The organism is Klebsiella oxytoca, from assembly GCF_009707385.1.
In the GTDB taxonomy this organism is placed as follows: domain Bacteria; phylum Pseudomonadota; class Gammaproteobacteria; order Enterobacterales; family Enterobacteriaceae; genus Klebsiella; species Klebsiella oxytoca_C.
Genome location: NZ_CP046115.1, coordinates 2,090,427 through 2,105,811, shown reverse-complemented (window position 1 = coordinate 2,105,811; position 15,385 = coordinate 2,090,427). Strand labels below are relative to the sequence as shown.

General features: G+C 60.2%; 14 protein-coding genes and 1 pseudogene. 7 read left to right on the top strand and 8 right to left on the bottom strand.

The annotated features are described in order from the left end of the window. Positions 1-3: 3 nt before the first annotated feature. Both GJ746_RS09655 and hpxU read right to left on the bottom strand, forming a co-directional pair. The gene (locus tag GJ746_RS09655) at positions 4-789 is read right to left on the bottom strand and encodes a transporter substrate-binding domain-containing protein (RefSeq protein WP_154679994.1); all 786 of its coding nucleotides are present in this window, start codon (positions 787-789) and stop codon (positions 4-6) included. A gap of 214 nt (positions 790-1,003) precedes the next feature. Then, a complete protein-coding gene (hpxU, locus tag GJ746_RS09650; protein ID WP_154679993.1) occupies positions 1,004-1,843 on the bottom strand; it encodes a MurR/RpiR family transcriptional regulator HpxU in 840 nt (279 codons plus the stop codon). A 168-nt stretch (positions 1,844-2,011) separates the two neighbouring features. On the opposite strand from hpxU, the gene hpxW reads away from it, so the two are divergent. From hpxW to hpxZ, 4 genes are read left to right on the top strand one after another with little or no spacing between them, the layout of a single operon-like run. Continuing rightward, positions 2,012-3,595, top strand: a complete 1,584-nt coding sequence (gene hpxW, locus GJ746_RS09645) for an oxamate amidohydrolase (RefSeq protein WP_154679992.1) — start codon at positions 2,012-2,014, stop codon at positions 3,593-3,595. A 9-nt stretch (positions 3,596-3,604) separates the two neighbouring features. Further along, positions 3,605-3,793 carry an oxalurate catabolism protein HpxX gene (gene hpxX / locus GJ746_RS09640; protein ID WP_154682680.1) on the top strand — a complete coding sequence of 63 codons (189 nt, stop codon included), beginning with the start codon at positions 3,605-3,607 and terminating at the stop codon, positions 3,791-3,793. Further along, entirely contained in the window at positions 3,790-5,187 is a 1,398-nt protein-coding gene (locus tag GJ746_RS09635; protein WP_154679991.1) for an AtzE family amidohydrolase, read from the top strand. Before hpxX ends, GJ746_RS09635 begins: the two co-directional genes overlap by 4 nt. Further along, positions 5,184-5,570 (top strand): oxalurate catabolism protein HpxZ, encoded by a 387-nt coding sequence (hpxZ, locus tag GJ746_RS09630; RefSeq protein WP_154679990.1) that lies wholly within the window; start codon positions 5,184-5,186, stop codon positions 5,568-5,570. The genes GJ746_RS09635 and hpxZ overlap by 4 nt, the downstream gene beginning before the upstream one ends. Before the next feature lie 106 nt (positions 5,571-5,676). Here hpxZ and puuE read toward each other — a convergent pair whose 3' ends face one another. The 3 genes and pseudogenes from puuE to GJ746_RS09615 all read right to left on the bottom strand — a co-directional run bounded on the left by puuE (position 5,677) and on the right by GJ746_RS09615 (position 8,085). Continuing rightward, positions 5,677-6,609: an allantoinase PuuE gene (gene puuE / locus GJ746_RS09625; RefSeq protein ID WP_154679989.1), complete on the bottom strand. Its 933-nt coding sequence runs from the start codon at positions 6,607-6,609 to the stop codon at positions 5,677-5,679. Beyond that, positions 6,494-7,369: pseudogene (gene hpxA / locus GJ746_RS09620) on the bottom strand (allantoin racemase). Before hpxA ends, puuE begins: the two are co-directional and overlap by 116 nt. Beyond that, entirely contained in the window at positions 7,369-8,085 is a 717-nt protein-coding gene (locus GJ746_RS09615) for a GntR family transcriptional regulator (protein WP_154679987.1), read from the bottom strand. Before GJ746_RS09615 ends, hpxA begins: the two are co-directional and overlap by 1 nt. Before the next feature lie 143 nt (positions 8,086-8,228). On the opposite strand from GJ746_RS09615, the gene GJ746_RS09610 reads away from it, so the two are divergent. Both GJ746_RS09610 and guaD read left to right on the top strand, forming a co-directional pair. After that, a complete protein-coding gene (locus tag GJ746_RS09610) occupies positions 8,229-9,716 on the top strand; it encodes an NCS1 family nucleobase:cation symporter-1 (RefSeq protein WP_154679986.1) in 1,488 nt (495 codons plus the stop codon). A gap of 108 nt (positions 9,717-9,824) precedes the next feature. After that, on the top strand, positions 9,825-11,144 hold the full coding sequence (guaD, locus tag GJ746_RS09605; RefSeq protein ID WP_154679985.1) for a guanine deaminase: 1,320 nt from the start codon (positions 9,825-9,827) through the stop codon (positions 11,142-11,144). Between the two features lie 332 nt (positions 11,145-11,476). Here guaD and uraH read toward each other — a convergent pair whose 3' ends face one another. Genes uraH through GJ746_RS09590 form a run of 3 tightly spaced genes read right to left on the bottom strand, consistent with a single transcriptional unit; the run spans position 11,477 to position 13,660 of the window. Next, complete coding sequence (gene uraH, locus GJ746_RS09600; RefSeq protein ID WP_154679984.1) at positions 11,477-11,803, bottom strand: hydroxyisourate hydrolase; 327 nt, start codon at positions 11,801-11,803, stop codon at positions 11,477-11,479. Then, a complete protein-coding gene (gene uraD, locus GJ746_RS09595; protein WP_154679983.1) occupies positions 11,800-12,300 on the bottom strand; it encodes a 2-oxo-4-hydroxy-4-carboxy-5-ureidoimidazoline decarboxylase in 501 nt (166 codons plus the stop codon). The genes uraH and uraD overlap by 4 nt, the downstream gene beginning before the upstream one ends. Further along, positions 12,278-13,660: a nucleobase:cation symporter-2 family protein gene (locus tag GJ746_RS09590; protein WP_154679982.1), complete on the bottom strand. Its 1,383-nt coding sequence runs from the start codon at positions 13,658-13,660 to the stop codon at positions 12,278-12,280. The genes uraD and GJ746_RS09590 overlap by 23 nt, the downstream gene beginning before the upstream one ends. Positions 13,661-14,006: 346 nt before the next feature. Here GJ746_RS09590 and hpxO point away from each other — a divergent pair, with 346 nt between their 5' ends. After that, positions 14,007-15,161 carry an FAD-dependent urate hydroxylase HpxO gene (gene hpxO / locus GJ746_RS09585; RefSeq protein ID WP_154679981.1) on the top strand — a complete coding sequence of 385 codons (1,155 nt, stop codon included), beginning with the start codon at positions 14,007-14,009 and terminating at the stop codon, positions 15,159-15,161. The last annotated feature ends 224 nt before the right edge of the window (positions 15,162-15,385 follow it).

The following is a 15,385-nucleotide window of genomic DNA, read 5'->3' as shown; positions in this document are numbered from 1 at the left end:
ACCTTACGCGCCGAGGCTGGCAGGCAGCGGCGCTTTCAGCCACTTCTCAGACAACCCGTTGAGGGTACCGTCTTTTACCCCCTGCTCAATCAGCGCATCCACTTTCGCCTTCAGGGCTGGTTGGTTCTTTTTCAGGCCGATAAAGCACGGCGAATCCTTCAGCATAAAGCTCGGCACCGGCGCTTTATCGGCGTTCTGCCGGGAGATGGCCGCCACTACCAGGTTACCGGTAGCCACATACTGCACCTGACCGGAAAGGTACGCCGACAGCGTGGTGTTGTTGTCTTCGTAGCGCTTAATCTGCGCCTCTTTCGGCGCCACGCTGGTCAGCACCATGTCCTCCACCGCGCCGCGGGTTACGCCAACGCTTTTACCGCTCAGCGCCGCCGGGTCTTTCAGCTCAGCGCCTTTCGCGCCAAATACGCCGAGGAAGAACGGCGCGTAGGCGCGGCTAAAATCGATCACCTTTTCGCGTTCGGCGTTTTTACCGAGGCTGGAAATCACCAGATCTACCTTATCGGTTTGCAGATAAGGCACGCGGTTGGCGCTGGTCACCGGCACCAGCTGCAGCTTGAGCTTCATCTCTTTGGCAAGATAGCGCGCCATATCGATGTCGTAACCCTGCGGCTGAAGGTCGGTGCCCACCGAGCCAAACGGCGGGAAATCCTGCGGCACCGCAATACGGATCACGCCGCGCTTTTCAATATCCTGGAGCTGGTCAGCCTTCGCCGCTGACAGATTGGTTAACAGACAGGCGGCCCCGGCCAGTGCGATCAATAGTTTTTTCATGATGTTTACCCGTTACGTTAGCATGAAACAAAAGATTCTTTAAATCCACTTTTGCAACTAATGTGCCAGAAAAGTTCCAGCGTAATGCGGTCGCTGAAAAGGCAAATAACAGCAGGTAATACAAAGGAAAGTAGAGGTGTGGGAGGAAATGGCAGCGCATTCTCCCACTATTCTATCGCACCAGAACAATGCAAGGCACCACGCTGGCGCCCCATTATCGTTGTTCCAGTTCGTCCAGCTGCTGGTAAAGGGTGGCGATATCGTGAATGCGCGGGCGGCCTTTATCGAGAATTTCATGCAAAAAGGCGTTCGACAGCAGATTGATCAGGCTGTTGACCGAGGCGTAGCTGTCGTAGGCCGACACGCTATCCAGCGGCGCGCAAAGCCGCCAGCGCGCCAGCGGAAACAGGCCGTGGGCCTGCGGCTCGCACATCAGCAGCGCCGGAATATCGCTGCTCTGCAGCTGCTGCAGTAGCGGACGGATAATCCGCGGTCGGCGGCGGAATGCCATCACCACCACCAGATCCTCGGCGGTTAAATCCACCAGCTCCTCGCTTAAGCTTTGTCCCGGCTGCGGCAGCACCTGCACCTGCCCGCGCGCCTGTAACAGCTGCTGACGCAGATGCAGCGCCGCAGGATAAGCGTTTCGCATGCCGACAATCACAATGCGCCGGGCGGCAACCATTGCCTGAATCGACTCGGCAAACTGCTGTGCATCCAGGGTGTTAACCCACTGGGTCAGGTTAGCCATCTCCTGTTTATAGTGGCGCGCCAGCAGGGTGTTGCCCTGCACCGCATCGCGATTATCGGTCAGCGGCATACCGCTCTGGCGCAGGGTACGCAGCTCATCGCGCATATCCTTATACTTTTCATAGCCCAGGCGCTTGAACAGCCGGCTGACCGTGGCTTTCGACACGCCGCTGAGCTGCGCCAGCTCTGCGCTGTTATAGCTAATCAGGTCATCAAAATGATCGAAAATAAAATCCGCCACCCGCTGTTCCTGCGGTGATAAAGACGGGTACTGCTCTTTGAGTCGTTCATCAAGCTGTTGCATAAGACCTCTGTAACTTTTGTTTCACCGCATCATAACCGTATCAGCTTTCATAATGCATGCCAGTTCCGCAAAAAATGCGCGGTGTCGGCAGCGGCTGAAACTTTACGTTCAGATATGGAACAGCTTTTGCAACCCTCAGCGGACGAGTCGCTTAATTGAGGAAAAGTCATGCAAAGTCATGTTGCCGCCCACGGGATGGCGGTCGCCCCCCATCATCTGGCCAGCCAAAGCGCGCTGGCGGTACTGCGCGAAGGCGGAAGCGCCATCGAAGCCATGGTTGCCGCCGCCGCGACCATTGCGGTGGTTTATCCGCATATGAACGGCCTCGGCGGCGATGGTTTCTGGCTTATCGTGCCGCCCGAGGGCGACCCCATCGCCATTGACGCCAGCGGCGCGGCGGGTTCGCAGGCGACGCCGCAGGCCTACGCCGGGCTGGCGCACATTCCCCATCGTGGCCCGCAGGCAGCGCTGACCGTGGCGGGCACCGTCAGCGGCTGGGACGAAGCGCTTAAGATATCGTATGAGTTGACCGGTCGCGAACTGCCTCTGGGGCGTCTGCTGGAGGATGCTATCGGCTACGCCGCGAACGGTATCCCGGTTACCGCCTCGCAGGCCAGCGCCACCGCCGGTAAATTCAACGAGCTGCGGGATCAGCCCGGATTCGCCGAAACCTTTCTGGTGGACGGCCAGCCGCCGAAGGCCGGCAGCCGCTTTTTGCAGCCGGCGCTGGCGAACACCCTGCGCCGATTAACCGAAGAAGGCTTAGACAGCTTCTATCGCGGGCCGCTGGCGGCGCAGCTGGCCCGCGGTATGGAAAAGTACGGACTGCCGGTGACTCTCAGCGACCTGCAGCAGCACCGCGCCCGCCGCCCGCAACCGCTCAGGCTCGAACATCAGCACGGCGAACTGTGGAACCTCGCGCCGCCGACCCAGGGGCTGGTTTCGCTGGCGATCCTCGGCATCACCGACCGGCTGGCGATGGCCGACGCCGACGATGCGATGACCGTCCACCGTATTGTGGAGGCGACCAAGCTGGCCTTCGGCCTGCGCGACGCGCATATCACCGATCCGCGCCACCTTGATGTCGATATCCAGAGCCTGCTGACACCGGCGGCGCTGCAGCCGCTGGCGGATAACATCGACGACCAGCGGGCGGCTCCGTGGGGCACGGGCAAAGGCCCGGGCGATACCGTCTGGATGGGGGTGATCGATAAAAGCGGGCTGGCGGTCTCCTTTATCCAAAGCCTGTACCACGAATTCGGCAGCGGCGTAGTGCTGCCGGAGAGCGGCATTGTCTGGCAGAACCGCGGGGCATCGTTCAGCCTCGACCCGAGCCACCTGCTGGCGCTGGCGCCCGGCAAACAGCCGTTTCACACTCTGAATCCCGCCGCCGCGCGGCTAAGCGATGGCCGGGTGATGGTGTACGGATCGATGGGCGGCGACGGTCAGCCGCAAACCCAGGCCGCTATCTTCACCCGCTACGTCATGCAAAACGCGCCGCTGCAGGAAAGCATCACCCGACCACGCTGGCTGCTTGGGCGTACCTGGGGACAGACCTCCGACTCGCTGAAGCTGGAAGGCCGCTTCAGCGCTGACAGCATCGCCCGCCTGCGCGAGCTGGGGCATGACGTTGAAGTACTGGCCGATTTTAGCGAAGCCATGGGCCATGCGGGAGCGATTGTTCGTCATCCCAACGGCCTGTTTGAGGGGGCCAGCGATCCGCGCAGCAACGGCTCCGCCGCCGGATATTAGGAGCCGATGATGAACATACCGCACAACGAATGGGACGCTTACCTCACACAAATGGAACAGCTGCTGGCGCTGGAGCTGGACGATACGCGCCGCGCAGAGCTCAGAATCCAGTTTAGCCGCATTGCCGCCATGGCCGGGCCGCTGCTGGCCTATCCCCTCGACGAGCGCGTCGAAATCGCCGGAGTCTATAAAGCATGAAGCTGCCTGAAATGACGATTCATGACATACAGCATGCGCTGGGCACCGGTGAGCTCAGCGCCAAAGAGATTGCCCGCCACACGCTGGAGAACATCGCGCGGGTTAATCCGCAAATCAACGCCTGGACCCACGTCAGCGAAAAACGCATGCTGGCTGAGGCGGAGAATATCGACACCCTGCGGCGGGAAAAAAAGCCCCTCCCCGCGCTGGCAGGCGTTCCTTACGCGGTAAAAAATCTGTTCGATGTTGCCGGACACACGACGCTTGCCGGAGCACGACTGCTAAGCGAGCGTCCTGCGGCAACTGCCGATAGCTGGGCGGTACGCCAGCTGCACAGCGCGGGCGCGCTGCTCTCCGGCATGCTGAATATGGATGCCTACGCCTACGGTTTTACCACCGAAAACAGCCACTACGGGGCGACGCATAACCCGCACGATCTTTCGCGCATCGCCGGCGGCTCTTCTGGCGGATCGGCGGCCGCGGTGGCTGCCGGGCTGGTGCATTTTTCGTTGGGCAGCGATACCAACGGCTCCATCCGCGTCCCGGCCTCGCTGTGCGGGATTTTTGGTCTGAAGCCGACCTTCAGCCGTCTGTCGCGTTCCGGCAGCCATCCGTTCGTCGCCAGCCTTGACCATATTGGCCCGTTTGCCCGCAGCGTCGGCGATCTTGCGGCGGTTTACGACGCGCTGCAGGGTCGCGATCCCGCCGATGGTTTTCAGGCCGACAAGGCCAGCGAGCGCACGATCAATCTGCTGCAGCGTGGTCTCGATGGCCTGCGCTGCGCCGCGCTCGGCGGCTATTTTACGACATGGTGCGATGACGATGCCCGTGCGGCGGTTGCCAGCGTTGCCCGCGCCCTAGAGGCGCATGAGGAGCTGATGTTCCCGGAGGCCGAACTGGCCCGCTCGGCGGCGTTTATTATCAGCGCCGCCGAGGGCGGTAACCAGTACCTGCCCGCGCTGCGGAGCCAGCCCGAACGTTTTGAGCCGAACTCCCGCGAGCGCCTGCTGGCGGGCGCAATGATCCCGTCGGCCTGGTACCTTCAGGCCCAGCGCTTCCGGCGCCACGCGCAGCAGGCATTTAAAACCCTGTTCAGTCATGCGGATGTGCTGATCGCCCCGGCCACACCGTGCAGCGCGACGCTCATCGGCGCGCAAACCATGGAGATCAACGGCCAGCCGCTGCCGATTCGCGCCAGTATGGGAATGTTGACCCAGCCGATTTCCTTCCTTGGCCTGCCGGTCGTCACGGTACCGCTGCGCACGACGAGCGGGCAGCCGATTGGTCTGCAGCTGATTGCCGCGCCCTTTAACGAACAAGCCTGCCTGCGCGCGGCGCGGGCGCTGGAAGAGATGGGCATCACCGACGCCCGTCCAGCGGAGGTCGCGGCATGATGACACCAGAGCAGATTAATCGCCCGTCGGTCCTCGCCGAGGTGACGGCGGCGTTTTACCGCTATGAGGAAGCGCTGGTGAGCAACGATATCGCGGTGCTGGATGAGCTGTTCTGGCACGATAAGCGCACGGTGCGGCTGGGGGCCGGGGAAAATCTTTACGGTATCGATGCAATACGCGCCTTTCGCGCCGTCCGTCCGGCTGCCGGCCTGCAGCGCGAGCTGCGGCATACCACCATTACCACCTTTGGTGAGGATTACGCGGTGTGCAGCACCGAATTTACCCGCGCAGGCAGCGAGCGCATCGGCCGCCAGCAGCAAACCTGGGTGCGCTTCCCCTTTGGCTGGCGCATCGTTGCCGCTCAGGTCAGTTTGATGAGTTAAGGGAATCCCCCCGGGTTGCGCTACGCTTCCCCGGGCTACGGGTTAACTCGCGCCTGCAGTCCAGTAGCCCGGGTAAGCTGCTTGCGGCGCGACCCGGGGAACGACTTTACCCTCTAAACGGATGAAATTCGCGCCAGTGGTCGGCGATCTGCTGACGGGTACAGACCCAAACCTGGTCGTGCTGCTGAACATAATCGAGGAAACGCTGCAGCGCGCGGAAGCGGCCCGGGCGGCCCAGCAGGCGGCAGTGCATACCAATAGACATCATCTTCGGCGCGCTGGCACCCTCTTCATACAGCACATCAAAGCTGTCTTTCAGATAGGTGTAAAACTGCTCGGCGGTATTAAATCCCTGGGCGGTGGCGAAGCGCATATCGTTGGCGTCGAGGGTATACGGCACGATCAGGTGCGGCTTACGCGTCCCGTCGCCGCACGCCACTTCGCTCCAGAACGGCAGATCGTCGCCATAGTAGTCGCTGTCGTAATCAAAACCGCCGTGCTCCACCACCAGCTGGCGAGTATTGGGGCTGTCGCGCCCGGTGTACCAGCCGGTGGGCGGTTTGCCAAACAGGTCGGTTAATACCTGAACGGCTGTATGAAGATGCTCCCGCTCCTGCTCAATGGACATATTCTGGTAATGGATCCAGCGCCAGCCGTGACTGACCACGTCATAGTTCGCCGCTTTAATCGCCTCGACCACCTCGGGATGCCGCGCCAGCGCCATGGCGACCCCGAACACGGTCAGCGGCAGTCCACGCTTGCTGAACTCATTATGAATACGCCAGAAACCGGTGCGGCTGCCGTACTCATATAATGAGTCCATCGACATATGGCGGTCAGGATAGCTGGCGGCGCCGATAATATCGGACAGAAATTGTTCGGAACCGGCGTCACCGTGCAGCACGTGGTTTTCCGAGCCCTCTTCATAGTTCAAAACAAACTGCACGGCGATGCGCGCGTTGTTCGGCCATTGCGCGTGCGGCGGCTGTCCGCCGTAGCCGCGCAGGTCGCGCGGATAATCGTCTGCCAAAAATGCCATCTGCCACCTCTTCAATTTAAAACGGGTTTAATGCCTGAAATTTGCCGCTTAACGCCTTGCTTTCCGGAAAGGCCAAATCGCCCTGCTTGCTGGTCGACAGGCCTAACGCCACCAGCGACTCAACCATTTTGACCGCCGCGCTGACGCCGTCGATCACCGGTACGCGCAGCTCGCGAGTCAGCTCCTGAGCCAGCGTCGCCATCCCACCGCAGCCCAGCACGATGGCCCCGCAGCCGTCCTCTTTTAGCGCCTGAATACAGCGCGCGCGCACCTTCTCCTGCGCCACACCGCTACCGTCCTCCAGCGCCAGCACCGGTAAATCGATGGCGTGCAGGGCCGCGCAGTGGTCATGAAAACCGTACTGGTGCAGCAGGTGGCGGGCGATAATCAGGGTGCGCGGCAGCGTGGTCACGATGGAGAAACGGGTGGCTACCAGCGTCGCCATATGCATCGCCGCTTCGGCAATCCCCACCACCGGCCCCTGCGCCAGCTCGCGCGCCGCCAGCAGCCCGGGGTCGCCAAAACAGGCGATCACGTGACCATCAACGCCCTGCTGTCGACCGGCCTTAATTTGCTCGAGCACGCCGACGGCGGCGATAGCTTCATCGAAGTGGCCCTCAATTGACGATACGCCCTCGGCGGGGCAGACCGCCAGAATCTCGGTTCCCGGCGCGGCCACCGCCCGCGCGGCGGCGCCGATGGTTTCCGTCATGCCGGGGCTGGTGTTGGGATTGATCACTTGTATACAAACAGCGGCCATTAAGGCTCCTTATAGCCGGCAAACAGCCGGGCAAAATCAGGCAGGGTCACGCCAGAACGCTCAAAGCAGAGACTGGCGACAATATGTTCAAAATGGTGCGTTAGCTCATCGCTCAGGGGCTGCAGCGCCTTATCGCGCAATCGCTGGATCAGCCGTTCGTGATCGTCGCAGCGGCAGCCCTGACGCCACGGCGATCCCCACGCTGCAATAACTAATGAAGAGCGCTGGCTCAGGCGAGTCACCATTTCGGTGAGCACCTGATTGCCGGAAATTGCCTGCAGCTGGATATGAAACTCGGCGGAGTAGCGGATCGCCGCCGGGCCGTTATAGCTTTCATGGGCCTGCTGCTCCTGATGAGTAATCGCTTCCAGCGCCGCCAGATGCGGAGGCCGGCAGCGGGCCAGCACATCCGGCAGGTTCGCCACTTCCAGCAGCGCGCGGGTACGAAAGATCTCCTGCGCTTCCTCTACCGTCGGGCTGGCGACCTGTGCACCACGTTTGGGCGTTAAGGTGACCATTTGCACAGTGGCGAGTCGTTGCAGCACCTTTCTGATCCCGGTGCGGCTCACGCCAAACACCTCCGCCAGCGCCTCTTCCGGCAGTTTGCTTCCCGGCGGTAGCTGATGCTCGACGATTGCGGTCATCAGCGCCTGATAGATGGATTCGTCTTTATCTTGCTGCTCTGGCGCGGCCTGCAGACGAGGTTGGTTGCTCATTAACCACTCCAAATTTTACTTTTCGACATCAAATCGTATACATAAAATTCAATTATTGTATACAAAATTAACCATTCTGGCCTGAATCCTGCAATAGCCTCAGCAATCCGTTTAAAGGGTTTTCATTCACAGGAGCAGGTTTCATGCCAGATATACAAACTACGCATCAGGTTAAGGCCGCCGATCCCCACGCTGGATACAGCCCACGGCTTTGCAATGAGGATCTGGCGCCGACGCGCGATCGGAACTGGAGCTGGTACAACATCTTTTCTTTCTGGATGTCGGACGTACACAGCATGGGAGGCTACGTAGTGGCCGCAAGCTTCTTTACCCTTGGCCTGGCGAGCTGGCAAGTGCTGCTGTGCCTGCTGGTGGGAATCTGTATCGTTCAGCTGTGCGCCAACCTGGTGGCGAAGCCCAGCCAGATGGCGGGCGTACCCTACGCGGTGATCTGTCGTCAGGCTTTCGGCGTGTTCGGCGCCAATATTCCAGCGGTGATCCGCGGGCTGATCGCTTTCGCGTGGTACGGCATTCAGACTTATCTCGCCGCTAACGCGCTGATGCTGGTGCTGCTGAAATTCTGGCCGTCGCTGTCGATCCTCACCGCATCCAGCTTCCTGGGCCTGTCGCATCTTGGCTGGCTGTGCTTCGCCATCATGTGGCTGCTGCAGGCGATGGTCTTCTGGCATGGGATGAACGCGATTAAGCGCTTTATCGATATTGCCGGTCCGGCGGTCTATGTGGTGATGCTGGCGCTGGCGGGATGGATTGTATACAAAACCGGTTTTGACGGGATCTCCTTTACCCTCGCCAGCAAATCGCTGAGCGCCGGGGAGCAAACCTGGCAGATGATCACCGCCACCGCGCTGGTAGTCTCCTACTTCTCCGGCCCGCTGCTCAACTTTGGCGACTTCTCGCGCTATGGTAAAAGCATGGACGAGATCCGCCGCGGCAACCGCTGGGGCCTGCCGTTTAACTTCCTGCTGTTCTCCATCGTGACCGTGGTGATTGTCTCCGGCACCCAGTCACTGTTTGGCCACATGATCACCGACCCGATTGAGACCGTGAGCCGCGTAGGCAACGACCTGGCGGTCGCCATTGGTCTGCTGACCATGATCACCGCCACCATCGGGATCAATATCGTGGCCAACTTTGTCTCTCCGGCCTTCGATTTCTCGAACTGTTCGCCGCAGAAAATCAGCTTTCGCACCGGAGGGATGATTGCCGCCGTGGGCTCTATTCTGCTGACGCCGTGGAATCTGTTTAACTCGCCGGAGCTTATCCACTATACCCTTGACGTGCTGGGGGCGTTTATCGGCCCGCTGTTCGGTATCCTGATTGTCGATTTCTACATCATTAAGCGCGGGCAGGTTTCGGTCAACGACCTGTTCGACGACACGCCAAAAGGCCAGTACTGGTACCGCAACGGCTTTAATCCAAAAGCGATTGCCGCGCTGGTGCCTTCCGTCGCCATTGGTCTGGTTATAAGCTTCATTCCATCGCTGCACGCAGTGGCCAACTTTAGCTGGTTTATCGGCGTATTCCTCAGCGGCGCGGCCTATCGCTGGATTGCCCGCGACGAGCGCGTCGGCGCCACCGCCGGTTTCAGCCCTCTCGCGCAGAAAGAGTGATCCGGTTTCCCCGCCGCGGCTTCCCGTCGTGGCGGCGTCTCTCCTGCGCAAACTGGCATCAATCTTGCTCAATTCATCTATCCTTTCGCTAATCCAAAGGCAGATCTGATGTTTGACTACCATGCCGCAGTTCGCGGCGCATTTTTCGATATCGCCGCTGTCGCCGATAGCGCTGACGAAATCGCCCGCCACGCGCGCTATCTGGAAGATGGTATTTTGTTTCTCCGGGACGGACGCGTTCAGGTACTGCTGCCCTGGCAGGAGGGCGAACGCTATCTGCATCCGCTGAAGGGCTATCGCGACCTGCGCGGTAAGCTGCTGCTGCCGGGCTTTGTCGATGCCCACGTGCACTATCCGCAGACGGAAATGATTGGCGCATTTGGCGAGCAGCTGCTGGAGTGGCTCACTACCTACACCTTTCCGGTGGAGAGCCAGTTTGCCGACGCCGACTACGCCGCAGAGATCGCGCAATTTTTTGTTAACCAGCTGCTGAGCCACGGCACCACCACCGCGCTGGTCTTTTGTACGCTGCACCCTGAATCGGTGGATGCCCTGTTTAACGAGGCGCTGCGGCTGAATATGCGCCTGATTGCCGGGAAAGTGATGATGGACCGCCACGCGCCCGAGTATCTGAGCGAAAGCGCGGAGCAGAGCTACCGGCAAACCCGCGAACTGATTCAGCGCTGGCACCTGCGCGGCCGTCTGGGATACGCCATAACGCCGCGCTTCGCGCCGACCTCAACGCCGGAGCTACTGGCGGCGGTGCAGCAGCTGCGGGAAGAGTTTCCCGATACCTGGCTGCATACCCACCTGAGCGAAAACCTCAATGAAGTAGCGTGGGTAAAAAACCTGTGGCCGGAGCATGAACACTATCTGGATGTTTATCATCACTATCGACTGACCGGCGAGCGCAGCGTATTTGCCCATGGCATTCATCTGGCGGATGCGGAGTGGCAGTGCCTGCACGATACCGGCTCGGCGCTGGCCTTTTGCCCGACCTCAAACCTGTTCCTCGGTAGTGGCCTGTTTCGTTTACCTGCCTGCTGGCAGCACAAGGTGCGGATGGGTATCGGTAGCGATGTTGGCGCAGGCACTACGTTCAGTATGCTGCGCACTCTTGGCGAGGCGTATAAAGTGAGCCAGCTGCAAAGCTACCGCCTGCGCGCCAGCGAAGCCTTCTACCATGCGACTCTCGGCGGCGCGCGCGCTCTGCGTCTTGATGAGAAGATTGGTAATTTCCAGCCCGGGAAAGAGGCCGATTTTGTGGTAATCGACCCGGCGGTGACGCCGCTGCAGCGCTTACGCAGCGGGCGCTGCAAAGATATCTATGAGCAGCTGTTCGTCCTGATGACTCTGGGCGATGAGCGTAATATCAGCGAGACGTGGGTAAACGGCGAGCGAGTATGGGGAGATGCAATAGCGGAGTAGCTTTTTCCCGGGTCGCGGCGCAAACGCCTGACCCGGGCTACCGGATCACAAGCGACTGCGGACCTGTAGCCCGGCCAAGCGTAGCGCCGCCGGGAAAACCAGCCGCAGAGGATTTTCATTCAAAGATCCTCCCGGGTCGCGGCACAAGCGCCTGACCCAGGCTACCGGACCACAAGCGACTGCGGACGTGTAGCCCGGCCAAGCGTAGCGCCGCCGGGAAAACCAGCCGCAGAGGATTTTCATTCAAAGATCCTCCCGGGTCGCGGCACAAGCGCCTGACCTGGGCTACAAGACTACGGATGACGTTGAACGTACAGCGCCGCCGGAGGCATTTAGCTGCCGCGATAGGTGGACCAGCCGCCGGGCGCGATTAAAAACGGTAAATGATAGTGCTCATCGCTCGCCTCACGGATAGCAAAATCAATCTGCGCGCTCAGATACAGCGTCTCGCGCCCGCTGGCGGCAAACCACTCGCCAATATCTGCGCTCAGCCGGTAACTCCCCGGCGCCAGCGGCCCGGCGCTCAGTTCGCCAATACGACCATTATTATCGGTAACGCCGCTGGCAACCCGCGCGCCTTCGCGCTCCAGCACAACCTTAACGCCCTGCGCCGGTCGGCCGGTAGAGATATCCAGGATATGGGTGCTTAAGGTACTCATTCGCCAATCGCTCCTTCCAGTCTTAATAAGGTGATTTCGCGCAGCTGCGTTAACGCCTCCTGCACTTCTGCGCTATCGCTGTTGTGCAGCCGACGCAACAGCGCCGCCAGAATATCCTCTCCGCCGCGCCCTTTGGCGCGAATCAAAAACACTCTACCAAAGCGCGCTTCGTAGCGAGCGTTGCCCTCTTTTAGCGCCTGCGCCAGCGCAGCGTCGTCGCCATTGACGCCCCCCTGCTCCTGACGCGAGAGCGCCGCGTGGGCCTGTTGTCCGGCGGGCTTCTCGCCGATACGCGGATGGGCGCTCAGCGCCTCGGTGAGCTCCGCTTCACCCCATCCCACCATCAGCTGCTGCGCGGCGCCAAGCAATTCAGCGCGACTTCGCCATGGCCGACCGCCAGCAAGCGCCGCCGCCCAGCCGCAGACGGCTACGCAGGGCTTCAGTAAAGAGGTCGCCTCTTCTTCTGTCAGCTGATTAAAGTGATTCAGCGCGATCATCGGTGCTCCTTGTTACCGTCGCTACGGCTTGTTTCTCATCCGGAATCAGCAAATTGAGGATAATCGCCACCAGCCCGCCGCTGGTCGCCGCGGAACCGAACAGGTTGCCGACGATCGGCGGGAAGTGGGTCAGAAACGCCGGGACCGCTTCAATGCCGAGACCAAAACCAAAGGCCAGGCCAACGATCAACATATCGCGGCGGGTCAGCGGCTTCTGGGTAATGATGCGGATCCCCGCCGCCACGACGCAGCCAAACATTACCATCGTCGCGCCGCCCAGCACCGGCGCAGGGATCTGGCGCAGTATCTCGCCGAACGGCGGAAACAGGCCGAGCAGAATCAAAATTCCTCCGATGTAGCGGCCAACGTAGCGGCTGGCGACGCCGGTCATCTGAATCACGCCGTTGTTTTGCGCAAAGGTAGTGTTGGGAAACGCGCACAGCATCGCCGCCACCATACAGCTGATACCATCGGCAAAGATGCCGCCTTTCAGCCGTGAACGGAAGGCCTCGTCGTCAATCGACTGCCGGGAGATCAGGCAGTTAGCCGTCAGATCGCCTACTGCCTCAAGAATGCACACCAGCGACACCAGCGCAATCGGCAAGAAAATGGCGCTGTTGAAATGGAAACCAAACGGGAACAGCTGCGGCAGGCGAAACCAGACATCGCCGACGCCTTTAAGCTGGAAGGCTCCGCTAAGCGCTGCTGCCGCGCAGCCGACGGCCATCCCCACCACCACCGAAGAGAGGCGCAGCCAGCGATTTTTCGCGCAGCTCAGCAGAACGATAGTCCCCAGGGTAACCGCGCCGAGGGCAATATTGCTCGTGCTGGCAAAGGCTTTAGCCTGCTCGCCGCCGCACCAGTTAATGACGCTGACTTTAATCAGGCTAATACCAATTAGCGCAATGACGCTGCCGGTAATCACCGGGGTAAAAATGCGCTTCAGCGGTTCAATAAAGCGGCTGACGAGGCAGGGCACCAGCGCGGCGACAAAGTTGACGCCAAACAGCATGGCCATAATATCCTGCGGCGTGCCGCCCTGCCCTTTTACCCACATACCGCCGGCAATGGCGACGTCGAGAAACGCAAAGCTGGTGCCCTGCATACAGATCATGCCCGCGCCGATCCCCCAAACGCGGTTGGACTGTAAAAAGGTGCCGATGCCTGATGCCAGCAGGGACATGCTGATTAAATAGGGCAGCCACTCCCCCAGCCCCAGCGCCGCGCCAATAATCAGCGGCGGCGTGATGATCCCCACCAGCCCGGCGAGTACGTGCTGTAGGGCGCTAAAAAAAGCCGGAAGCGGCGGGATCCGCTGCTCAAGGCCGTAGATTAAACCGCCGTTGTTTTCATCTGACATGATCGTTTTATCCCGTTGCGAATAAGCGTGCGGATAGGGGTGCACAAAACAGGCCAAACTCGCTCACATTTACGCAACATTTAATCGATTCTTTAATTTTCAAATAGTTAAACCCTTATCTTCCGTAATAGCAAAGAGATTTCCCTCGCCACCCTAATGAAACATTAGGTTCTTACTTTCAATTTTAGAAATTATTGATTCATAAAAAGGCAACAGGCAGGCCACTGCGCACCATATTTGTGCAGAATCACGCAATCAGAGGAGGACAGACGGCGAAATCAGCGCCTGCGCCAAAGTGGTACGCAAATTGCTCAAGCCAGTAACGACTTATGTTAAGGAGAAGTAAATGAAAGCATTAGTTATCGGCGGCGGAATTGGCGGTCTGAGCGCGGCAGTGGCGCTGAAAAACGCAGGAATCCACTGCGAAGTCTTTGAAGCGGTGAAAGAAATTAAGCCGGTGGGTGCGGCGATCTCCATCTGGCCTAACGGCGTGAAGTGTATGAAGCATCTGGGCATGGGCGATATTATCGAGAGCTACGGCGGGCCAATGCATTTTCTCGCTTATAAGGATTATCTGCGGGGAGAGAACCTGACTCAGTTCAGCCTGGCGCCGCTGATTGAGCGCACCGGCGGCCGTCCCTGTCCGGTTTCTCGCGCTGAGCTACAGCGCGAGATGCTCGACTTCTGGGGGCGCGACGCGGTGCAGTTTGCTAAACGGGTCACCCGCTGCGAAGAGCACGCAGACGGCGTTCGCGTCTGGTTTGCCGACGGGTCGATGGCCGAGGGGGATTTTTTGATTGCCGCTGACGGCAGCCATTCGGCGCTGCGTCCGTACGTGCTCGGCTATACCCCGGAGCGCCGCTATGCGGGATACGTTAACTGGAACGGCCTGGTAGAGATTGATGAGACAATTGCGCCGGGCAACCAGTGGACCACCTTCGTCGGCGAGGGAAAACGCGTGTCGCTGATGCCGGTCTCCGATGGGCGGTTTTACTTCTTCTTTGATGTGCCGCTTCCGGCCGGACTGGCCGAGGATCGCAGCACCGTGCGGGCGGATCTTAGCCGCTATTTCAGCGGCTGGGCGCCGCAGGTGCAGAAGCTGATCGCCGCCCTCGATCCGCAGACCACCAACCGCATTGAGATTCATGATATCGAGCCGTTTGATAATCTGGTTCACGGCAGGGTAGCGCTGCTGGGCGACGCCGGACACAGTACTACCCCGGATATCGGCCAGGGCGGCTGCGCGGCGCTTGAGGATGCGGTGGTGCTGGGGGATCTGTTCCGCCAGAGCCACGATATTGTCGGGGTGTTGCGTCAGTATGAATCGCTGCGCTGCGACCGGGTCCGCGATCTGGTGCTGAAGGCGCGTAAACGTTGCGACGTGACCCACGGCAAAGATATGGCGCTGACTCAAGCCTGGTATCAGGAGCTGAAATCTGAGACCGGGGAGCGGATCATCAACGGTCTGTGTGAAACTATTCAGGGCGGTCCGCTGGGGTAAAGATCCTGGTATCAGCGCCCCTCCCGGCTCGCGGCGTAAACGCCTTAGCCGGGCTACCGGAATGCAAACGGCAGTGAACCCGTAGCCCCGGTCAGCGCAGCCGGAGAAGCAAACCGCAGGATATTTCAGACCGGGCCTGCTCCCGGAGGCGGCGCTATGCGCCTGTCCGGGCTACCGGAACGCAGACGCTGGTGCCCCCGTAGCCCCGGTCAGCGCAGCGCCGC